Raw genomic sequence first — 20,686 nt, 5'->3', positions numbered from 1 at the left:
CACGCAAGCGACATGCCACGCGGCGCTGCCCGCCGGCCCGTGCCGCACGGCACACCCACTGTGGAAGTTTCGAACAGCGGCCACGCCGTTGCGCAATCGCGGTGTTCAGAATCGGCACACTCGCCGCGCTGCGTGCGCGGCCGCGGCACGGCGCGCACCCGGCCGGCCGCGGTCGCGCTGCTTCCGTTCCGCTCCCGTCCTGTTTGGCACGCATGTTGCGTAAACGAGTGCAGCGCGGTCCAACCGGCGCTGTACTCACACAAGCACGATGAACAGGAGACATGTATGAACCCGTTTGACCTGAAGCAACTGGGCCTCGACGTCGAATACCCGTACCGTCAGCAGTACGACAACTACATCGGCGGCAAGTGGGTGGCGCCGGTGAAGGGCGAGTATTTCGAGAACGTGTCGCCGATCAACGGCCAGCCGTTCTGTCGCGTGCCGCGCTCGGGTGCCGACGATATCGAGCTGGCGCTCGACGCCGCGCATGCCGCGCGCCGCAAGTGGGGCAAGACGTCCGTGGCCGAGCGTGCGAACCTGCTGCTCGCCGCCGCCGAGCGGATGGAAAAGAATCTGAAGCTGCTGGCCGTGGCCGAGACGATCGACAACGGCAAGCCGCTGCGCGAGACGATGGCGGCCGACCTGCCGCTCGCGGTCGACCACTTCCGCTACTTTGCGGGCTGCATCCGCGCGCAGGAAGGCGGCATTTCCGAAATCGACGACAACACCGTCGCGTATCACTTCCACGAGCCGCTCGGCGTCGTCGGCCAGATCATCCCGTGGAACTTCCCGCTGCTGATGGCCGCGTGGAAGCTCGCACCGGCGCTCGCGGCCGGTTGTTGCGTCGTGATGAAGCCGGCCGAGCAGACGCCCGCGTCGGTGCTCGTGCTGATGGAACTGATCGGCGACCTGTTCCCGGCCGGCACGATCAACATCGTGAACGGCTTCGGCAAGGAAGCGGGCGAGGCGCTCGCGACCAGCAAGCGGATCGCGAAGATCGCATTCACGGGCTCGACGCCGGTCGGCAAGCACATCCTGCGCGCGGCGGCCGACAGCCTGATCCCGTCGACGGTCGAACTGGGCGGCAAGAGCCCGAACATCTTCTTCGCCGACGTGCTCGACCAGGACGACGCGTTCCTCGACAAGGCGCTCGAAGGGCTCGCGATGTTCGCGCTGAACCAGGGTGAAGTGTGCACGTGCCCGTCGCGCATCCTGATCCAGGAGTCGATCTACGAACGCTTCATCGAGAAGGCCGTCGCGCGCGTCGAGCGCATCAAGTCCGGCCACCCGCTCGACCTGCAGACGATGATCGGCGCGCAGGCGTCGCAACAGCAGCTCGACAAGATCCTGTCGTACATCGACATCGGCCGCGGCGAAGGCGCGCAATGCCTGACGGGCGGCGAGCGCACGGCGCCGGCCGCCGAACTCGGCACGGGCTACTACGTGAAGCCGACGATGCTGCTCGGCAACAACAAGATGCGCGTGTTCCAGGAGGAGATCTTCGGGCCGGTCGCGTCGGTGATGACGTTCAAGGACGAGCAGGACGCGATCGAACTCGCGAACGACACGTTCTACGGGCTCGGCGCGGGCGTGTGGACGCGCAACGGCACGCGTGCGTACCGGATGGGCCGCGAGGTCGAGGCCGGCCGCGTGTGGACCAACTGCTACCACCTGTACCCCGCGCACGCGGCGTTCGGCGGCTACAAGCAGTCGGGGATCGGCCGCGAGACGCACAAGATGGCGCTGTCGAACTATCAGCAGACGAAGTGCCTGCTGGTCAGCTATCAGGCCGAGGCGCTCGGGTTCTTCTGATCGCCGACGCGGTGGCGAGGTGCCGGTCGTCCGGCACTTCGCCCTGTTCGATTTCGACATTCGACAGCCGGCGTCGGCCGCGCAGCGTTGCGGCCCGCACCGGAAACGATACCGGCCGTCGCCTGTTCGCGGCGGCATGGCGTGCGGACGCGCGTGACGGAAACCAGCATGTCAGAACTGCACCGATCCTTTCCGCGCCACCCCGTATTCCACGCGGGTGAACTCGACGCGCAGCAGCGTTTCGGCGTCGCCGACGAAGCCGAGCGGATGAGCGACGTGGTGACGACGCGCGTGAGCATCGGTGTGCGGCAGTTCGTCGAATCGCAGCCGTTCATGTTCATCGGCACCGCGTGCGGCGCTCGCGCGAGCGTGACCTGCGACATCGTGCAGAGCTTGCGCGACGCGCACGGCGAACTGTTGCCCGTGGTCCGCGTGATCGACACGAAGACGCTGCGGTTCGCGTTGCCCGCGCAGGGCGGCGCTGGCCGGATCGACGCGGCAGCATGCGACGGCAGCGGTGTCGGGTTGCTGTTCGTCGATTTCGTGCGCGGCATCCGCTACCGGATCAACGGCCGCGCCACGCTGCGTGCCGATCTGCCGGAAGTCGACGCGTCACCCTGGCCGGCTGGCAGCACGATCGTCGAGTTGGCGGTCGCGCAGGCGTACGGCAACTGCGGCACGCGGGTCGTGCGGCTACGGCCGGCAGCCGGTAGTCGATAGTCTCGGTAACAAGCGGCGGCGAGCATGCGCGGTCGTCGCGCGGATCGCACCGGCGGCGTGCGCCGCGCGCGGCGTCCGGGTGCGCCCGTATGGCGCACACCGGCCGGGCAGCGTGGAATGACGGGCTTGTTGCCGGGCCGCGTGGTTCGGCACGGGACTTGCGTGACAAGCGCGGTTCCGGGCAGGTGAGGGAGGACACGATGGATCAATACGTGGCGTATATCGAAGAACCGACCGCCGAAGACACGCGGCGCAACGCGCAGGGCGATGACGCGCTGGCCGGGCAGGCCGTCGTCAGCGTCGCGCACGATGCGGACGAGCAGGCGCGCAACCTGATCGGCTGGCGGCAGACCTACGACCAGCTCGCGGCCGGCCGCTTCGTCGGCACGCTGACCGAGCTGCCGCTCGACACGATGAAGCTGTTTCGCGAATCGACGAGCCACCTGCTGCGCCAGGCATGCGAGGTGCGCGGCGATGCGTACTGGTTCGGCATCCCGCTCGTGTGCGACGGCACGGCGCGCGTCGATGCGTGCCGCATCGGGCCCGGCGCGCTCGCGTTCCGGCCCGGCAACGTCGAATTCGAACTGGTGACGCCCGCGCAGTTTTCGATCTACGGCGTCGTCGTGCGCGGCGACGTGCTGCGCCGTTATGCGGAGGAGGTCGAGCACCGCGCGCTCGACGAGCAGTTGTTCACGCAGCGCGTGATGCAGGTCGGCGATGCGCGGCTCGCGCGCCTGTGCGCGCTGCTCGGCCGCCGGCTCGACGGCGCGGTGGCCGTGGCCGGCCCGCTGCCCGATGCGCAGCGCGACGAGCTGCAGGCCGAGGTGCTCGCCGCGCTGTTCGACGCGTGCGCGCAACCGGGCGACGATGGCGCGGGCCGCACGCCGTCGACGCGCCGCTGGATCGTCGAGCAGGCGCGCGACTACGTGCTCGCGCACCGCACGCGCCCGGTCGGCGTGCCCGAGCTGTGCGAGCAGTTGCTCGTGAGCCGGCGCACGCTGCAGTACTGCTTCCAGGACGTGCTCGGGATGGCGCCCGCAACCTATCTGCGCACGCTGCGGCTGAACGGCGCGCGGCGCGACCTGTGCGGCCGCGCGGCCGGCTCGGTGCAGGACGTCGCGGAGGCGTGGGGCTTCTGGCATCTGAGCCAGTTCGCGACCGATTACCGGCGGCTGTTCGGCAAGCGGCCGTCGGAGACGCTGCGCGATCGCGCGGTGATGGTCGCGGTGGGGTGACGACGGCGGTGCCTTCGGCCTACCGGCTGGCCGCCGCGTCCTGTTCCGTTATCCGGTGGTGGTCGCCGCCGCTTCGCGTGGCGCGGGCCACGCGAGCCCATCCCAGTCGACCGCGCGATACGCGGCTTCAACCGCCGCGAGATCGTCCGGCCGCTCGCTGCGATGCATCCCGTGCAATTCGGCCGGCAGGTCGAGCGTGACCGGCACGCAATACGGATAGTCGCGCGCGCGCAGCGCCGGCCCGATCGTCGTGAAGCACGCGAGCGTCGGCACGTCGAAACCGTCGGCGAGATGCAGCGCGGCCGTGTCGGGCGCGAACAGCAGGCTGGCGCCCTTGACCCAGGCAAGGAACCGCGCGGTGTCGGCCGCGTCGCGGCTCACGTCGACGTAAGCCGGATGCGCAACGGGCCCGAACCCGGCCACCGGCAGCCCGTAGCGTTGCGAGAGCATCTCCACGAACGCCGCGCGCAGCGCGGGCGGCACGCTGCGCACCGCGGTGCTCGCGCTCGCACAGAACAGCACGTACGGCCGCTGCCATGCGGCCGGCAGCGCGGGTAGCGGCAGCCGCGCGAGCCAGCGGTTGCGCTTCTCGGCGGCCGGCACGGTGGCCGGGTCGACGCCGAGCGCGTCGAGGAAGAAATCGATCATCGGCAGCCGCGCGAACGCGGGCCAGTACAGGTGATTGCCGACGTCGATGCACGGCGCGCCCGCAGGCAGCGCGTCGGCGGGGCACGGCAGCGTGCGCGACGGCGCGACGACGTCGGCCGCGAGCGCATACAGCGCGTCGACATGGCGCGGTGCGCGGGCCGGCCGGTACAGCGTGAAGCGCAGGCCCGCGTGCGCCGTGCGGAGCGCGGCGAGTGCGGTCAGCCCGATCACCGAATCGCCGAGCGTGACGCCCATTCCGTTGATCACGTGCACATCGCTTGCGCGGTCGTAGTCGAGCCGGAACGGCCGGTGCGCGGCGTGCAGCAGGCCGAGCGCGGCCGCGGCCGGCACGTGGCCGACGGCGCGCGCATCGCCGTGCTCGATGTCGTAAGGCGCGACGAGCGTGCCGTCCGGCGCGAGCAGCGTGCCGGGGAGCACGAGCGCGTCGTCGTGCGCCAGCGCGATGCCGGGCGGCGCGCCGCGCGTGTCCACCGTCATCCGCCGCGTGCGCGGCGGCCCTGTTCGCGGATCTGTTCGAGCGTCGCGGCCGGGGTGCTGGCGTCCTGCGGGATGCGGATCTCGATCAGCGCGGGCAGCCCGCAGGTCAGCGCGCGCTCGAGCGCCGGCGCGAAATCGGCGGTGCGCTCGACCGTCTCGCCATGCGCGCCGAACGCGCGCGCATACGCGGCGAAATCGGGATTCGTGAGCCCCGTGCCATGCACGCGGCCCGGGTAGTTGCGCTCCTGATGCATGCGGATCGTGCCGAAATGCCCGTTGTTGACGACGATCGCGACGATGTTCAGCCCGTACTGCATTGCGGTCGCGAGTTCGTTGCCGGCCATCATGAAGCAGCCGTCGCCGGCGAGCGCGACGACCGCGCGCGACGGGTACAGCGACTTCGCGGCGAGCGCGGCGGGAATCCCGTAGCCCATCGCGCCGCTCGTCGGCGCGAGCTGCGAGCGGAAGTGCCGGTACGCGAAGTGGCGATGCAGCCAGATCGCATAGTTGCCTGCGCCGTTGGTCAGGATCGCGTCGTGCGGCAGGCGCTCGCGCAGCTGCACCATCACGTCGCCGAGCTGGACGTCGCCGGGCATCGGCAGCGGCGCATGCCATTCGCGGTACGCGTGATGCGCGTCGTCGGCCGCGCCGGCCCAGGCCGGGCGCTCGGGCGCTTCGAGGGCGGCGAGCGGCGCGGCGATTTCGGGCATCCCCGACACGATCGGCAGGTCGGCCGCATACACGCGGCCGAGCTCGTCCGCGCCTTGATGCACGTGGATCAGCGTCTGGCGTGTCTTCGGGATGTCGAGCAGCGTGTAGCCGCCGGTGGTCGCTTCGCCGAGGCGCGGCCCGATCACGAGCAGCAGGTCGGCGTCGCGGATGCGCTTCGCGAGCGCGGGGTTGATCCCGAGCCCGACGTCGCCCGCATAGTTCGGGTGCGCGTTGTCGATCGTGTCCTGGTAGCGGAACGCGCACGCGACCGGCAGTTGCCAGCGCTCGACGAAGGTGCGCAGGTTCGCGCACGCTTCGGGTGTCCAGCCGCTGCCGCCGACGATCGCGAACGGCCGTTCCGCGCGCGCGAGCCGCTCGCGCAGCTCGTCCAGCTGCGCGGCGGACGGCGCCGCCGCGACGCGTTTCGCGGCCGGCACGGCGGGCTGCGCCGCGCACACTTCGGACAGTACGTCCTCCGGCAGCGCAAGCACGACCGGGCCGGGCCGGCCGGACGTCGCGACGTGGAACGCGTGGCTCAGGTATTCGGGGATGCGGCGCGGATCGTCGATCTGCGCGACCCACTTCGCCATCTGGCCGAACATGCGGCGGTAGTCGATTTCCTGGAAGGCTTCGCGGTCGAGGTGCTCGCGCGCGCACTGGCCGACGAACAGGATCATCGGCGTCGAATCCTGGAACGCGGTGTGCACGCCGATCGACGCATGCGTCGCGCCGGGCCCGCGCGTGACGAACGCGATGCCGGGGCGGCCGGTCAGCTTGCCGACCGCCTCGGCCATGTTCGCGGCGGCCGCCTCGTGGCGGCAGACGACCGTCTGGATGCGCGCGGTGTCGTCCGCCAGCGCATCGAGTACGGCGAGGAAACTCTCGCCCGGCACGCAGAACACGCGTTCGACGTGATTGGCGAGCAACGCATCGACGAGCAGTCGCGCACCGGTGGTGGCGCGCGGCTCGAGATCCTTGGAATGCGACATGGGCTGCCGTCTCCCTGGGTAGCGGGACGTACAGCTTACGCCCGTTGGCGGGGCGCTGAATAGTGTCGGAACGAACAGGTTGACGGCGCGCCGCAGCGAGCGCGCGCCGCCGTTACCGCATCAGCACTCGACGATATTGACCGCCAGCCCGCCGCGCGACGTTTCCTTGTACTTCGTCTTCATGTCGGCGCCGGTCTCGCGCATCGTCTTGATCACGGAGTCGAGCGACACGTAGTGCGAGCCGTCGCCGCGCAGCGCCATGCGCGCCGCGTTGACGGCCTTCACCGACGCCATCGCGTTGCGCTCGATGCACGGGATCTGCACCATCCCGCCGACCGGGTCGCAGGTCAGGCCGAGGTTGTGTTCCATCCCGATTTCGGCCGCGTTCTCGACCTGGTGCGGCGTGCCGCCGAGCACGGCCGCGAGCGCGCCGGCCGCCATCGAGCACGCGACGCCCACTTCGCCCTGGCAGCCGACTTCCGCGCCCGAGATCGACGCGTTGAGCTTGTAGAGAATGCCGATCGCGGCGGCCGTCAGCAGGAAGTCGATCACGCCCTGTTCGTTCGCGCCGGGCGTGAAGCGCGTGTAGTAGTGCAGCACGGCCGGGATGATGCCGGCCGCGCCGTTGGTCGGCGCGGTGACGACACGGCCGCCGGCCGCGTTTTCCTCGTTGACCGCGATCGCGTACAGGTTGATCCAGTCGATCATCGACAGCGGGTCCTGCAGCGCGCGCTCCGGGCTTCCCGTCAGCGTGCGGTACAGCTGCGGCGCGCGGCGCTTGACCTGGAACGGGCCGGGCAGGTTGCCGTCGGCATCGGGGTTGCCGATCCCGCAGCCGCGCGACACGCACGACTGCATCACGGCCCAGATCTTCAGCAGCCCGTCGCGCGTTTGTTCCTCGGTGTGCCACGCGCGCTCGTTTTCCCACATCAGCTGCGCGATCGACTTGCCGGTCGATTCGGTCAGCGCGAGCAGCTCCGCACCGGTACGGAACGGGTGCGTCATCTGCTCGGCCGCGCTCAGCACCTTCGTGTTCGGCGCGCCGGCCGTCACGACGAAGCCGCCGCCGACCGACAGGTAGGTGCGCTCGATCAGCACCGCGCCGTTCGCGTCGCTCGCGCGCAGCTTCATGCCGTTCGGGTGCTCGGGCAGCGCCTGGCGGTAGAACGCGATGTTCTCCTTCAGCACGAACGGCACCGGATGCGTGCCGAGCAGCGCGAGCTTCTTCGATTTACGGACTTCTTCGAGCCGCGCGTCGATGGTTTCGGGATCGACGGTGTCGGGCGCGTCGCCGAGCAGGCCGAGCATCACGCCGCGGTCGGTGCCGTGGCCCTTGCCGGTCGCGCCGAGCGAGCCGTACAGCTCGACCTTCACGTGGGCGGTTGCATCGAGCAGCCCGTCGCGCTCGAGGCTCTGGACGAACATCAGCGCGGCGCGCATGGGTCCGACCGTATGCGAGCTGGACGGGCCGATGCCGATCTTGAAGAGGTCAAACACGCTGACTGCCATTTCGATTCCTGCCTTGCTTTAAGAGTAGTACTAGCGCGCCTGCAATGGCAGGCACGCGGCGAGCCATGCGGGCGGCGTTGGGGAGAGTTGCTGCGCGACGCGGGCATAGCGCCCGTCGAGCCGCGCGGCCAGATGAAAGAGTTCGGTGGCGTTTTTCGGGTCCCACTGCCCCGTGTAGCCCGGCAGGCCGGCCTCGCGACGCTTCGCGTCGAACGGCACCGGCGAATTCACGAATTCCTCGTGAGTCTTCTCGCCGAGCGCATAGGGTACGAGCCAGTCGAGCGCGGCGGCGAGCGTCGCGCCGTTCGCGCCCCGCTCGCGCAGCCAGTTGCGGTTGAAGCGGCGCGCGGCGAGCGCGGCCGTCACCAGCGGCTGCAGGTCGTAGACCGCGTAGTGCAGCGCATCGCGCTCCTCGAAGTCCCACGTCTTGCCGTCCGGGCCGATGTTGTCGGCGAGATGCTCGACGAACAGCCGCTGCGCGGCGTTCATCATCTTGCGGTCGCCTAGCGTGAACGCGGACAGCGCGATCAGCTTGATCCGGTGGCTCTGCCAGTTGTTGCGCCACGTGCCGGTGAGCGGGCGCTTCTGCGCGTCGATCTGCGCGACATAACCGGCGCCGAGCTTCGCGATGAACGCGGCCGTTGCGTTGCGGGTCTTCACCGGCAGCGCGCTCGCCGTCATGTCGTACGCGACGATCAGGCTTTCGAAGCGCGTCTCGTCGATCGGATTGAAGCTCGGCTGATAGGTCGCGACCCACGCGGACAGGAACCGGTCGACGAGCTGCAGGTAGCGCGGCGCGTTCGTCACGCGCCACGCGAGCGCCGCGTCGCGCATCAGGTCGAGGTCCTTCAGCGCGGCCGCGCTCTGGTCGTAGATACCTTCGTGCGGCAGCGTGCCCTCGGTGTGCACGCGCGGCATCGCCTTCGGCTGCTCGCCGATGCGCGCGTCGACGCTGCGGATCAGCGCCTGCACGCCCGGCTCGGCCTGCGTCGTCTCGCTCGCCTGCAGTGCCGGCGCCGCGCAGAAATTCATCGCCGCGCGCGCGCTGCCGGCCGCGCCGAGGCCGGCAGCGGCGAACGACAAGGACGCGACGAGCATCGGCACGAAGCGGCGCGCGTGCGTGCGCGGCCGCCCCTGCATTGCACCATGGCCCGGAAACATCGGACGCACCATGCGGAACTCCTTCATTGGCTGGATCGCGTGTGATGTTAGCCGGATTGGCGGACGAACGTGAACCGGTTCGAGCGGCGAACGCAAAAACCGCACGCAACACGGAGTTGCGTGCGGTGCGATCACCATCGGACGGTTCCGGACCTGGCGCGCGTTATGCGTATTCCGACATCGGCACGCAGGAGCAGAACAGGTTGCGGTCGCCGTAGGCGTTGTCCGCGCGGCCGACCGGCGGCCAGTACTTGTTCGTGCCGAGCGATGCGACCGGGTACGCAGCCTGCTCGCGCGAGTACGCGTGCGGCCATTCGTTCGCGGTGACGACGGCCGCCGTGTGCGGCGCGTGACGCAGCGGGTTGTCCTCGCGATCGGCGCGGCCTTCCTCGACCGCGCGGATTTCGTCGCGGATCGCGATCATTGCGGCGATGAAGCGGTCGAGTTCTTCCTGCGATTCCGATTCGGTCGGCTCGACCATCAGCGTGCCCGGTACCGGGAAGCTCATCGTCGGCGCGTGGAAGCCGTAGTCCATCAGGCGCTTCGCGACGTCGTCGACGCTGATGCCGCTCGTTTCCTTGATCGGACGCAGGTCGAGAATGCATTCGTGCGCGACCAGCCCGCCCGGGCCCGAGTACAGCACCGGGTAGTGCGGCGCGAGACGCTTCGCGATGTAGTTCGCGTTGAGGATCGCGGTTTCCGTCGCGGCGGTCAGGTTCTTCGCGCCCATCATCGCGATGTACATCCACGAGATCGGCAGGATCGACGCCGAGCCGTACGGGGCGGCCGACACCGCGCCGATGCCGTTTTCGTCGCGCGAGTAGCCGGTCGAACGCTGGTTCGGCAGGAACTTCGCGAGGTGCGCGCCGACCGCGACCGGGCCGACGCCCGGGCCGCCGCCGCCGTGCGGGATGCAGAAGGTCTTGTGCAGGTTCAGGTGCGACACGTCGCCGCCGAACTGGCCCGGCGCGGTCAGGCCGACCATCGCGTTCATGTTCGCGCCGTCGACGTACACCTGGCCGCCGTGCGCATGAACGATCTCGCAGATCTCGCGGACGTTCTGCTCGAACACGCCGTGCGTCGACGGATACGTGATCATGATCGCCGCGAGGTCCTTCGAGTGCTCGTCGGCCTTCGCCTTCAGATCGGCGATGTCGACGTTGCCCTGCGCGTCGCACGCGACGACCACGACCTTCATGCCGGCCATGTGCGCGGATGCCGGGTTCGTGCCGTGCGCGGACGCCGGAATCAGGCAGATGTCGCGGTGGCTCTCGCCGCGCGATGCGTGATACGCGTGGATGATCAGCAGGCCCGCGTACTCGCCCTGCGAGCCGGCGTTCGGCTGCAGCGACACGGCCGCGTAGCCGGTGGCCGCGACGAGCATCTGCTCGAGCTGGTCGATCATCTCGCGGTAGCCGACGGTCTGCTCGGCCGGTGCGAACGGGTGGATGCCGCCGAATTCGGGCCACGTGACGGGCAGCATTTCCGACGTCGCGTTCAGCTTCATCGTGCACGAGCCGAGCGGGATCATCGAGCGGTCGAGCGCGAGATCCTTGTCCGACAGGCTGCGCAGGTAGCGCAGCATTTCGGTTTCGGAATGGTGGCGGTTGAACACGTGGTGCGTCAGGTACGCGCTCGTGCGCTCGAGGCCGGCCGGCAGCGCGGCGACGCCGCCGAGGCCCGCGTCCAGCGCGTCGACGGCCGGCGCGGTGCCGCCGGCTGCCTGCGCGAACACGGCGAGGAGATCGGCGAGGTCGTCGCGCGTCGTCGTTTCGTCGACCGACACGCCGACTTGCGTGTCGCTCACGCGGCGCAGGTTGATGCGCTTCGCCTTCGCGAATTCGTGAACCTGCGCGGTGCGCGCGCCGGTGTCGATCGTCAGCGTGTCGAAGAACGTGTCGTTGACGGTCGCGAAGCCGAGCTGCTTCACGCCGGCGGCGAGCAGCGCCGCGATGCGGTTCACGCGCAGCGCGATCGTCTTCAGCCCGTGCGGACCGTGGTAGACCGCGTACATGCTGGCCATGATCGCGAGCAGCGCCTGCGCGGTACACACGTTCGACGTCGCCTTCTCGCGGCGGATGTGCTGTTCGCGCGTCTGCAGCGCGAGGCGCAGCGCGGGCTTGCCCTGCGCGTCGACCGTCACGCCGACGAGGCGGCCCGGCATCTGGCGCTTGAATTCGTCGCGCACCGCGAGATACGCTGCGTGCGGACCGCCGAAGCCCATCGGCACGCCGAAGCGCTGCGTGTTGCCGATCGCGACGTCCGCGCCCCATTCGCCGGGCGGCGTCAGCACGGTGAGCGCAAGCAGGTCGGCCGCGACCACCACGTGGCCGCCGGCTGCGTGGATCGCGTCGGTGAGCGCGCGGTAGTCGCGCACGTCGCCGTTCACGCCCGGGTATTGCAGCAGCACGCCGAACGCGTTGGCTTGTGCCGCGTCGGCGGCCGGGCCCGTCTTGACCTCGATGCCGACCGGCAGCGCGCGCGTGCGGATCACTTCGAGCGTCTGCGGCAGCACGTCGTCGGCGACGTAGAACACGTTCGACGTCGGTTTGCCGGTGCGCTGCAGCAGCGTCATCGCTTCGGCCGCGGCGGTGGCCTCGTCGAGCAGCGACGCGTTCGAGATCGCGAGGCCCGTGAGGTCGGCCACCATCTGCTGGAAGTTCAGGAGCGCCTCGAGGCGGCCCTGGGAAATTTCGGGCTGGTACGGCGTGTAGGCCGTGTACCAAGCCGGGTTTTCGAGCACGTTGCGCAGGATCACGGCCGGCGTGTGCGTGTCGTGGTAACCCTGACCGATATACGAGCGGAACACCTGGTTCTTGTCCGCGAGAACACGCAGCGCGGCGAGGGCTTCGGCCTCGCTCTTCGGCTGCGCGAACGGGCCGAGCGGCAGCGTTTCGGCGCGGCGGATCGAGGCCGGGATCACGGCGTCCATCAGGGCGGCGCGCGACGCAAAGCCGAGCGTGTCGAGCATGGCCTGCTGGCTGGCGGCGTCGGGGCCGATGTGGCGTTCGGCGAACGCGTCGTGCGTTTCGAGCGCGGCGAGCGAGAGGGGCGTGCGGTTCATCAGGCGGTCCGGGTGTTCGAGCTTCATGGCGTGACTCTGGTCCCGCGCGGGACGGGGCGGCTGACCGGCCCCGCGCGGTTCGGGTAAGGAAATTAGTCGATCAGCTTGGAGTAGGCGGCAGCGTCGAGCAGGCTGTCGGTCGATGCGCCGGCCGCGAGCTTGACCTTGAACAGCCACGTGTCGTACGCGTCGCTGTTCACCTCTTCCGGCGTGTCGACTGCGTCCGCGTTGATCGCGACCACCTCGCCCGACACCGGCGAATAGATGTCCGACGCGGCTTTCACGGATTCGACGACGCCGATCGCGTCGCCTGCCTTCACTTGCTTGCCGACGGGCGGCAGTTCGAGGAAAACGATGTCGCCGAGCGTGTTCTGCGCGTGATCGGTGATGCCGATCGTCAGCGTGCCGTCGGCTTCAGTGCGGATCCACTCGTGTTCGTCGGTGTACTTCAGATCGGCCGGGACGTTGCTCATCGGATGCTCCTGATAAAAGGGGGTTGTTCGTTTTGCTGGCGCGCCACCGGGGCGCGCCGGGTGTGGTTGCGCCGGGCGCCATCTCCCGGCTTCCCGGGAGGCAGGCCCCCCGGCCGTTACGCAGCGAGGACCTTGCCGTTGCGCACGAACGGCAGTTTTACCACGCGCGCGGGAAGATTCTTGTCTCGAATTTGCACCTGGATCGTGTCGCCGATCTGGACGGCTGCCGGCACGCGTGCGAACGCGATCGATTCCTGCATCGACGGCGAGAACGTGCCGCTCGTGATTTCGCCTTCGCCGTGCGGCGTGACGACCTTCTGGTGCGCGCGCAGCACGCCGCCCGCCTTGCCGTTTTCCTTTTGCAGGATCAGGCCGACGAACGCGGCGCGGGTGCCGTTTGCTTCAAGTGCGGCGCGGCCGACGAAGTCGCGCGGCGCGGTGAGGTCGACCGTCCATGCGAGGCCCGCGTCGAGCGGGGACACGTTGTCGTCCATGTCCTGGCCGTACAGGTTCATGCCGGCCTCGAGGCGCAGCGTGTCGCGCGCGCCGAGCCCGCACGGGCGCACGCCGTTTTGCTGCAGTGCGTGCCACAGCGCTTCGACGTGCACGGCCGGGACGATCACCTCGAAGCCGTCTTCACCGGTATAGCCGGTGCGCGCGATGGTGAGATCGCCGAACGGCGTGCCGGCGACCTGCGCGGCGTTGAACGGCTTCAGCTCGCTCGTCGCGGCGCGCGCGGCGGGCACCGTCGCCCAGGCCTTTTCGCGGGCGTTCGGGCCCTGTACGGCGACGATCGCGAAATCGCGGCGCGGTGCGATCGTGAGGCCGTAGCCGCCTTGCTCGTTCAGCTGGTTGAACCACGCGATGTCTTTCTCGGCGGTGCCGGCGTTGACGACGACGCGGAAGAAGTCTTCGGTGAAGTAATAGACGATCAGGTCGTCGATGACGCCGCCCTGCGGATTGAGCAGGCACGAGTAGAGTGCCTTGCCGGGCGTCTTGAGCTTGCCGACGTTGTTCGCGATCGCATGCTCGAAGAACGCGCGCACACGGCTGCCGGTGAAATCGACGACGCACATGTGCGACACGTCGAACATGCCGGCGTCGGTGCGCACGGCTTCATGCTCTTCGATCTGCGAGCCGTAGTTGACGGGCATGTCCCAGCCGCCGAAGTCGACCATGCGGGCATTGAGCGCGCGGTGCGCGGCGTTGAGCGGGGTGTGATTCAGTGCAGTCATCGAGGCCTCAGGCAAGGCGCTTGCGCGCGGATCAGAACGGCCATGTGCCGTCCGCCGCGGCCCATGGCGCGCGAGCGATCCGGTACATGCCCCTCTGTCCTCGATACCTGAGAGATTGCGTTGCGGGCCAAGCCCGGTGAACGCGCGCCCCTTCGGTGGGCAGCTTGCCCGCGCAGCCTATGCGCTGCGGGCTACTGCCGCTCTCCAGAGTGCGGGGAGTGCGGCCCGCGCAATGCGCGGACGGGATTCCCCGACGCGGTCGGTCCTTTTGCCTGAGAGTTTGCGGGTGTGCCCCTTCGGCGGCGCGACCGGCGTTTCAGCAACGCGGTCACACGCTCTCCCGACGCGTGCGGGCGACTGTACGCGAGCAGGTTGGCCTTGTCAATTTGAGCAAAAGAATGTCGCTTCGCGACAAGCGGCGGCAGCGCGTGCCGCCGCTTTTTCCGCTCCGGCTGGCGCCGGTGCGTTACTCGCCGATCGCGCGCGCGGCCGTGTCGAGTTCCTGGTTCAGCACGCGCTGCTCGTCGCCGGACAGGCCGCCGCTGTGCTGCGCCGACATGTCGTTCGCTTCCTGGCGGATCACGTCGAGGCGATGGTGAAGCTGCGCGCCATAGGGCGGCGGATAGTAGCCGCCGTTCACGCGCGCATCGATGCGGCGGTGCAGGTTGTCGATCCGGCCCTGGATCTGTTGCATCCGCTCGTTCGCGACGACCTGCGGATTCGGCCGCGGCGGGGGGGCCGGACGGACCGGTTGCTGCGGCTGCACGATACAGGCCGCGAGCGAGGAAACCAGGGCGCAGCACACTGCCGCGCGAATCAACCGTTGCATCAACATTCTCCTGACGGATTGGTGTCGGATCGACTTTTTTTAAGAAACGCGTCAGACCGGTCTACCGCTGACTTTCGTTCCCCCGGCATTTGTAACCGAATGTTCCGGCTGATCCAAGCGCGGCGTGCCGGCCGGCCGCAACCGGCCGGCACGCGGTGTCAGACCGTGCGGCGCACGAACGGCAGCCGGCGGCCGTCGTGCTCGCTCTGCGCGGCCAGTTCGATGATCGTCATCACGTCGACGGCGTCCTGCGCGGTGACCGGGAACGGCGCGCCGTCGCGGATCGACGCGGCGAGCGCGCGGTAGAACTCCGCGTACTGGCCGTCGAGGGTCGGCACCGGGCGCTCGACCTCGAGGTCGCCGTCGAGCACGCGCAACAGGCCGGGCGGGTTGCCGCCGCCGAATTCGACGTCGTCCGCGGTGAGGCCGGCCTTGAGCTGGTCCTCCTGCGTGTCGAGCCCGAACTTCTGGTAGCTGCCGCGCGTGCCGTGCAGCGTGAAGCGCGCGGGTTCGATCACCGACAGCGCGCTCGCATGCAGTGCGACGTCCTTGTCCGGATAGCCGAGCAGCAGGTGCACGAAATCGGGCGCCGTGCCGTTCTCGCGGCGCGTCTTGACGGTCGCGGCCACCGTTTCCGGCAGCCCGAACAGCGCGAGCGCCTGGTCGATCAGGTGCGGGCCGAGGTCGAGCAGCAGGCCGCCGCCGCGTGCGGGCTCCTCGCGCCAGCGCGTGCGCGGCGTCGGCCGGAAGCGGTCGAAGTGCGATGCGAAGTAGGTCAGGCGGCCGAGCTCGCCCGATTCGACGACGCGGCGCACGGTGAGGAAATCGCCGTCCCAGCGGCGGTTGTGGAACGGCGCGAACAGCCGGCTGCGCGCGTTCGCGAGCCGGGCGAGCGCGAGCGCCTCGTCGGCGGTGAGCGTGACGGGCTTGTCGACGACCACGTGCCGGCCGGCTTCGAGCACCTTGCGGGCGAGCGTGAAGTGCGTGTCGTTCGGCGTGGCGATCACCACACACTCGATGTCGTCGAGGGCGAGCAGTGTGTCGAGGTCGGGGACGACGCGCGCGCCCGGATACGCGGCTTGCGCGCGCTCGGGCTGACCCGTCGCGATCGCGGCCACTTCGGTGCGGCCGCTCGTGGCGATCACGGGCGCGTGGAACGTCGCGCCGGCGAAACCGAAACCCATCAAACCAATCCTGAGCAATGACGACATGGCAATCCCTGGCTACGAAGGAAACTAAAGGATGGCGCGCCGAGACGGCGCGAAGACGATCGGCTATTTTGGCATGGCGCCGCCGCTTGCACCGGGGCGTTGGGCGAAACGCGCGGGAGGGCGCGGCGCGTGCGCAAGGGAAGCCGGCATTTTGCGCAGGCCCGCGCGCCGGGTGCGCATGGCCGGCTGCCCGCCTGCGCGGCGGGCAGTCGGCGCGCGGGCGTCGTGCCGCGTCATGGGGGCGCCCGTCGCAGCACGGCGGCCGCGACCTGCTCGGCCCAGACGGCGCATGCGGCTTCGCCGGGATGGAAGCCGTCGGCAGCCATCAGGTGGCGCTCGAGCGGCAGCGCGACCCGCAGGAACGTGCAGTGCGGCTGCGTGGCGGCCCAACCGGTGAGCGCGGCGTTGAGCCGCTTCGCGCGCCGCCCGAGATACCACGCGAGCGGCTGCGGCAGCGCCGGAAAGCGCTCCATCGGCGGCACCGCCGACAGGATCGCGTGCCCGACCTGGAAGCGCCCGGCGAGCAGCCGGACGAGCTCGGCCTGCTGCGCCTGCCAGCGGGCCGGCGGCACGCCGCCCGTCACGTCGTTGACGCCGAGCGACGTCACGGCCACGTCGAACGGTTCGGCCGGCTCGGCGGCCAGCCAGTCGACGAGATCCCGCGTGGTGAGGCCCGTGCGCGCGAGCAGCTTCCAGCTCACGCGGTGCGTGGCCGCCAGCGCACGCGCCAGGTGTCCGGACAGCGCGTCGTGCTGCGTCGCGACGCCGACGCCCGCGGCGGCCGAATCGCCGACCACCAGCACGCGCAGCGGCGGGCCGTCGCCGGCAACACCCTCGCGCGGGCCGGCCGCCTCGGGCAGCCGCGGCGTGACGCGACGCACGTAGCGCCCCTGCGCGAACAGCAGCGGGCCGAGAGCGGCGGTGGCGAGCGGGTATCCCATGGTGTCGATCCGGTGGTTCATACGGGCCGGCGCGAGGCGGCGCCGGGGTATGGGTATTGTGGCCGATCGGTGTGCGAACGGGGCCGGATTGGCCGAACGGACAGGGTGCGGCCGGGAGGTACGCCCGCGCGACCCCGCCCGGCGGCGGTCCCGAAATGCGCGCCGCCGGCGTGTTAACATGCGCGTCCTGCCTGCGGTCTGCCTGCTTCGCCAGCCTGCCGCGCACGGCATCCTCCCGGCGTTCCGCCGTCAACCGCAACACCATCCGCCATCATGTCCGCAGGCCTCAATTCCGCCCAGAACGAAGCGGTGCGCTACCTCGACGGTCCCTGTCTCGTGCTCGCCGGCGCGGGCAGCGGCAAGACCCGCGTGATCACGCAGAAGATCGCGCACCTGATCGAAGCGAAAGGCTTCGAGCCGCGCCACATCGCCGCCGTCACGTTCACGAACAAGGCGGCCGCCGAAATGCGCGAGCGCGTGGGGAAGCTGCTTGAAGGCAAGACGCTCACCACGCCCGGCAAGGAAGGCCGCAAGGTACCCGTCAACCAGCTCACCGTCTGCACGTTCCACTCGCTCGGCGTGCAGATCCTGCGCCAGGAGGCCGAGCACGTCGGCCTGAAGCCGCAGTTCTCGATCATGGATTCGGACGACTGCTTCGGGATGATCCAGGAGCAGCTCGGCACGACCGACAAGGGGCTGATCCGCAAGATCCAGAGCATCATCTCGCTGTGGAAGAACGGCCTGATCATGCCCGACGAGGCGATGGCGATCGCGGCCAACGAGGACGAGCATCAGGCCGCGCTGGTGTACCGCAACTACGTCGCGACGCTGCATGCGTACCAGGCGGTCGACTTCGACGACCTGATCCGCCTGCCCGCCGAGCTGTTCGCGAAGAACGAGCAGGTGCGCGACCGCTGGCAGAACAAGCTGCGCTACCTGCTGATCGACGAATACCAGGACACCAACGCGTGCCAGTACGAGCTGCTGAAGCAGCTCGCGGGCCCGCGCGCCGCGTTCACGGCGGTCGGCGACGACGACCAGGCAATCTACGGCTGGCGCGGCGCGACGCTCGAGAACCTCGCGCAGCTCGGCAAGGATTTCCCGAAGCTGCACCTGGTCAAGCTGGAGCAGAACTACCGGTCGACGGTGCGGATCCTGACCGCCGCCAACAACGTGATCGCGAACAACCCGAAGCTGTTCGAGAAGAAGCTGTGGTCCGAGCACGGGATGGGCGATTCGATCACCGTCACGCCGTGCAACGACGAGGAGCATGAAGCCGAATCGGTCGTGTTCCGGCTGTCCGCGCACAAGTTCGAGCGGCGCGCGCAGTTCCGCGACTACGCGATCCTGTACCGCGGCAACTTCCAGGCGCGGATCTTCGAGCAGGTGCTGCGGCGCGAGCGGATCCCGTACGTGCTGTCGGGCGGCCAGTCGTTCTTCGACAAGGCCGAGATCAAGGACCTGTGCGCGTACCTGCGGCTGATCGCGAATGCCGACGACGATCCCGCGTTCATCCGCGCGGTCACGACGCCGCGCCGCGGGATCGGCAACACGACGCTCGAAGCGCTCGGCTCGTTCGCGGGCCAGGCGAAGGTGTCGCTGTTCGAAGCCGTGTACATGGGCGGGATCGAGGCGCGGCTGTCCGCGCGCCAGGTCGAGCCGCTGCGCATGTTCTGCGACTTCATCCAGCGCCTGACCGACCGCGCGGACAAGGAACCCGCAACCGTCGTGCTCGACGACATGATGGAAGCGATCCACTACGAGGCGTACCTGTACGACGCGTTCGACGAGCGGCAGGCGCAGTCGAAGTGGCAGAACGTGCTCGAATTCCTCGAATGGCTGAAGCGCAAGGGCACGAAGCCCGAGACGGAGGCCGTCGACGGCGAGGCGGAGGGTTTCCACAACGCGGACGGGCTCGCCGATACGGGCAAGAACCTGCTCGGCCTGATCCAGACCGTCGCGCTGATGTCGATGCTCGAGGGCAAGGACGAGGATCCGGACGCCGTACGGCTGTCGACCGTCCATGCGTCGAAGGGGCTCGAGTATCCACACGTGTTCCTCGTCGGCGTCGAGGAGGGCATCATGCCGCACCGCGGCGGCAGCGAGGACGACGGCCCGATCGACAGCGAGCGGATCGAGGAGGAGCGCCGGCTGATGTACGTCGCGATCACGCGCGCGCAGCGCAGCCTGCACCTGAACTGGTGCAAGAAGCGCAAGCGGGCGCGCGAGACGGTCGTGTGCGAACCGTCACGCTTCATCCCGGAGATGGGGCTCGACGAAGCGCCGCCGCCCACGGCGGAAGAGGCGCCGATGTCGCCGAAGGACCGGCTCGCGAGCCTGAAGGCGTTGCTGCAGAAGTGATGTGGCGGCGCCGTCGGGCGTACGCGGCCAGGCGATCCTGCAAAACAAAACCCCCGCGATGCGTGTGCGTCGCGGGGGTTTTTTACTGGCCGGCCGGCGTTACTTCGACGCGTTGACCATGTAGTCGACGGCCGCCTTCACGTCGGCGTCCGACGCGGTCGACCCGCCCTTCGGCGGCATCGCGCCCTTGCCGTGCAGCGCGTAGTTGTAGACCGTATCCATCGAGTCCTTCAGGCGCGGCGCCCAGTCTTCCTTGCTGCCGAACTTCGGCGCGCCGAGCACGCCTGCCGCGTGGCAGGCCTGGCAGGTCGACGTGTACAGCGCCTTGCCGGCGGTTGCCGCATCGGCGCTGGCCGGTGCGGCGGCGGGCTGTTCGCCGGGCTTTGGGAGCGCGGCGATCGCAGCCATCGCGGCGGCCGCCTGCGCGTTCGCCGCGTCGGCGCCCGATGCAGCGGCGCCGGCGGCAGGCGCCGCGTTGGCGGCTGGTGCGGCCGGTTCGGGGAAGTTCGCGCCGTCGTTGTTCGCCATGTAGACGATCGCGCGGGCGATTTCATAGTCGCTGACGTCGTCGGGGCTCGTGCCGCCGCGTGGCGGCATCGCGCCCTTGCCGGACAGGGCCGTCTTCAGCAGCGTGTCGAAGCCTTGCGAGATGCGCGGCGCCCAGTCGTCCTTGTTGCCGAACTTCGGCGCGCCGGCGGCGCCCGTGCCGTGGCAGGTCACGCAGACGGCCTTGTAGACTTCCTCGCCCGTCTTGAACGTGCGGGGCGCGTTGGCGTCCTTCACGTCGACTTGCGCGAGTGGTGCGATACGCGCGGCGACCTGCTCGTCGGATAGTGCATCCGTGCCGGCGCCGGAACGGAGCGCATGGTTCGCATAGTTGGCGAGCAGGATGATCAGGACGATCGGAATCGCGAACGACGCAATGATGACAGCAATCAGCTGCCCGGGGGTTTTGACGGGAGATTCGTGGGATGCTTCGCTCATGCTTGCCTCGTCTCCATGAATAGGAATTGTGAGCGCGGTGCAACGGCAAAATGGCAGTCCAATGAAGCTCGGACGATTATAGACGGAACGTTTACATCACGGCGAGCGGCACGATGGCGCGTGTTTACCCGCACGCAGCGCGGCTCGGCGGGGATTCGGCGGGCAAGGTGGACGCGTCTTGGGAAACCGGGTATCCTTGCCGTCTTGCCAATTGTGGGCGGCCTGTATATTGGGGTCGCTGCACTGTCTCACGCGCCCGTAGCTCAATGGATAGAGTACTGCCCTCCGAAGGCAGGGGTTGCTGG

Annotated in this window: 15 protein-coding genes and 2 riboswitches; of the genes, 4 read left to right on the top strand and 11 right to left on the bottom strand. The window is 69.3% G+C overall.

Annotated elements, in window-relative coordinates:
* Positions 1-285 precede the first annotated feature (285 nt).
* The 3 genes from VL15_RS19320 to VL15_RS19310 all read left to right on the top strand — a co-directional run bounded on the left by VL15_RS19320 (position 286) and on the right by VL15_RS19310 (position 3,767).
* Positions 286-1,812 carry an aldehyde dehydrogenase family protein gene (locus VL15_RS19320; RefSeq protein WP_048247856.1) on the top strand — a complete coding sequence of 509 codons (1,527 nt, stop codon included), beginning with the start codon at positions 286-288 and terminating at the stop codon, positions 1,810-1,812.
* 168 nt (positions 1,813-1,980) lie between these two features.
* Positions 1,981-2,532 (top strand): hypothetical protein, encoded by a 552-nt coding sequence (locus VL15_RS19315; protein WP_048247854.1) that lies wholly within the window; start codon positions 1,981-1,983, stop codon positions 2,530-2,532.
* Positions 2,533-2,732: 200 nt separating this feature from the next.
* On the top strand, positions 2,733-3,767 hold the full coding sequence (locus VL15_RS19310; RefSeq protein WP_048247852.1) for a helix-turn-helix domain-containing protein: 1,035 nt from the start codon (positions 2,733-2,735) through the stop codon (positions 3,765-3,767).
* 48 nt (positions 3,768-3,815) lie between these two features.
* On the opposite strand, the gene VL15_RS19305 is transcribed toward VL15_RS19310, so the two are convergent.
* The 10 genes from VL15_RS19305 to VL15_RS19260 all read right to left on the bottom strand — a co-directional run bounded on the left by VL15_RS19305 (position 3,816) and on the right by VL15_RS19260 (position 17,036).
* A complete protein-coding gene (locus VL15_RS19305; RefSeq protein ID WP_048247850.1) occupies positions 3,816-4,913 on the bottom strand; it encodes a glycosyltransferase family 9 protein in 1,098 nt (365 codons plus the stop codon).
* On the bottom strand, positions 4,910-6,613 hold the full coding sequence (locus tag VL15_RS19300; RefSeq protein WP_048247848.1) for a thiamine pyrophosphate-binding protein: 1,704 nt from the start codon (positions 6,611-6,613) through the stop codon (positions 4,910-4,912). The genes VL15_RS19305 and VL15_RS19300 overlap by 4 nt, the downstream gene beginning before the upstream one ends.
* Before the next feature lie 120 nt (positions 6,614-6,733).
* Positions 6,734-8,122, bottom strand: a complete 1,389-nt coding sequence (locus VL15_RS19295; RefSeq protein ID WP_048247846.1) for an L-serine ammonia-lyase — start codon at positions 8,120-8,122, stop codon at positions 6,734-6,736.
* Positions 8,123-8,152: 30 nt separating this feature from the next.
* Positions 8,153-9,295 carry an alginate lyase family protein gene (locus tag VL15_RS19290; protein ID WP_048247844.1) on the bottom strand — a complete coding sequence of 381 codons (1,143 nt, stop codon included), beginning with the start codon at positions 9,293-9,295 and terminating at the stop codon, positions 8,153-8,155.
* A gap of 151 nt (positions 9,296-9,446) precedes the next feature.
* The gene (gcvP, locus tag VL15_RS19285; protein ID WP_048247843.1) at positions 9,447-12,374 is read right to left on the bottom strand and encodes an aminomethyl-transferring glycine dehydrogenase; all 2,928 of its coding nucleotides are present in this window, start codon (positions 12,372-12,374) and stop codon (positions 9,447-9,449) included.
* A 65-nt stretch (positions 12,375-12,439) separates the two neighbouring features.
* The gene (gene gcvH / locus VL15_RS19280) at positions 12,440-12,820 is read right to left on the bottom strand and encodes a glycine cleavage system protein GcvH (RefSeq protein ID WP_048247841.1); all 381 of its coding nucleotides are present in this window, start codon (positions 12,818-12,820) and stop codon (positions 12,440-12,442) included.
* A gap of 116 nt (positions 12,821-12,936) precedes the next feature.
* Positions 12,937-14,055, bottom strand: a complete 1,119-nt coding sequence (gcvT, locus tag VL15_RS19275) for a glycine cleavage system aminomethyltransferase GcvT (RefSeq protein ID WP_048247839.1) — start codon at positions 14,053-14,055, stop codon at positions 12,937-12,939.
* A gap of 84 nt (positions 14,056-14,139) precedes the next feature.
* Positions 14,140-14,273: riboswitch (glycine riboswitch) on the bottom strand.
* Between the two features lie 31 nt (positions 14,274-14,304).
* A riboswitch (glycine riboswitch) is annotated at positions 14,305-14,408 on the bottom strand.
* Positions 14,409-14,521: 113 nt separating this feature from the next.
* Positions 14,522-14,884, bottom strand: a complete 363-nt coding sequence (locus VL15_RS19270; RefSeq protein ID WP_048247837.1) for a hypothetical protein — start codon at positions 14,882-14,884, stop codon at positions 14,522-14,524.
* Between the two features lie 158 nt (positions 14,885-15,042).
* A complete protein-coding gene (locus VL15_RS19265; RefSeq protein WP_048247835.1) occupies positions 15,043-16,095 on the bottom strand; it encodes an oxidoreductase in 1,053 nt (350 codons plus the stop codon).
* A 233-nt stretch (positions 16,096-16,328) separates the two neighbouring features.
* A complete protein-coding gene (locus VL15_RS19260) occupies positions 16,329-17,036 on the bottom strand; it encodes an SGNH/GDSL hydrolase family protein (RefSeq protein WP_048248018.1) in 708 nt (235 codons plus the stop codon).
* A 273-nt stretch (positions 17,037-17,309) separates the two neighbouring features.
* Between VL15_RS19260 and VL15_RS19255 the strand changes: the two genes are divergently transcribed.
* Positions 17,310-19,397 (top strand): UvrD-helicase domain-containing protein, encoded by a 2,088-nt coding sequence (locus tag VL15_RS19255; protein ID WP_048247833.1) that lies wholly within the window; start codon positions 17,310-17,312, stop codon positions 19,395-19,397.
* A 99-nt stretch (positions 19,398-19,496) separates the two neighbouring features.
* Here the strand turns inward: VL15_RS19255 and VL15_RS19250 are convergent, their stop codons facing one another.
* A complete protein-coding gene (locus VL15_RS19250) occupies positions 19,497-20,381 on the bottom strand; it encodes a c-type cytochrome (RefSeq protein WP_048247831.1) in 885 nt (294 codons plus the stop codon).
* Positions 20,382-20,686: the final 305 nt, after the last annotated feature.

It is taken from the genome of Burkholderia cepacia (genome assembly GCF_001039005.1).
Lineage (GTDB): Bacteria > Pseudomonadota > Gammaproteobacteria > Burkholderiales > Burkholderiaceae > Burkholderia > Burkholderia theae.
The sequence above is the reverse complement of the archived record's forward strand: the minus strand, read 5'-3'. Positions and strand labels throughout refer to the sequence as shown.

Excerpts from the sequence above, each read along its gene's own strand:
- VL15_RS19320 (WP_048247856.1), top strand. The coding sequence starts at position 286 with ATGAACCCGTTTGACCTGAAGCAACTGGGCCTCGACGTCGAATACCCG.
- VL15_RS19315 (WP_048247854.1), top strand. The coding sequence starts at position 1,981 with ATGTCAGAACTGCACCGATCCTTTCCGCGCCACCCCGTATTCCACGCG.
- VL15_RS19310 (WP_048247852.1), top strand. The coding sequence starts at position 2,733 with ATGGATCAATACGTGGCGTATATCGAAGAACCGACCGCCGAAGACACG.
- VL15_RS19305 (WP_048247850.1), bottom strand. The coding sequence starts at position 4,913 with ATGACGGTGGACACGCGCGGCGCGCCGCCCGGCATCGCGCTGGCGCAC.
- VL15_RS19300 (WP_048247848.1), bottom strand. The coding sequence starts at position 6,613 with ATGTCGCATTCCAAGGATCTCGAGCCGCGCGCCACCACCGGTGCGCGA.
- VL15_RS19295 (WP_048247846.1), bottom strand. The coding sequence starts at position 8,122 with ATGGCAGTCAGCGTGTTTGACCTCTTCAAGATCGGCATCGGCCCGTCC.
- VL15_RS19290 (WP_048247844.1), bottom strand. The coding sequence starts at position 9,295 with ATGGTGCGTCCGATGTTTCCGGGCCATGGTGCAATGCAGGGGCGGCCG.
- gcvP (WP_048247843.1), bottom strand. The coding sequence starts at position 12,374 with ATGAAGCTCGAACACCCGGACCGCCTGATGAACCGCACGCCCCTCTCG.
- gcvH (WP_048247841.1), bottom strand. The coding sequence starts at position 12,820 with ATGAGCAACGTCCCGGCCGATCTGAAGTACACCGACGAACACGAGTGG.
- gcvT (WP_048247839.1), bottom strand. The coding sequence starts at position 14,055 with ATGACTGCACTGAATCACACCCCGCTCAACGCCGCGCACCGCGCGCTC.
- VL15_RS19270 (WP_048247837.1), bottom strand. The coding sequence starts at position 14,884 with ATGCAACGGTTGATTCGCGCGGCAGTGTGCTGCGCCCTGGTTTCCTCG.
- VL15_RS19265 (WP_048247835.1), bottom strand. The coding sequence starts at position 16,095 with ATGTCGTCATTGCTCAGGATTGGTTTGATGGGTTTCGGTTTCGCCGGC.
- VL15_RS19260 (WP_048248018.1), bottom strand. The coding sequence starts at position 17,036 with ATGGGATACCCGCTCGCCACCGCCGCTCTCGGCCCGCTGCTGTTCGCG.
- VL15_RS19255 (WP_048247833.1), top strand. The coding sequence starts at position 17,310 with ATGTCCGCAGGCCTCAATTCCGCCCAGAACGAAGCGGTGCGCTACCTC.
- VL15_RS19250 (WP_048247831.1), bottom strand. The coding sequence starts at position 20,381 with ATGAGCGAAGCATCCCACGAATCTCCCGTCAAAACCCCCGGGCAGCTG.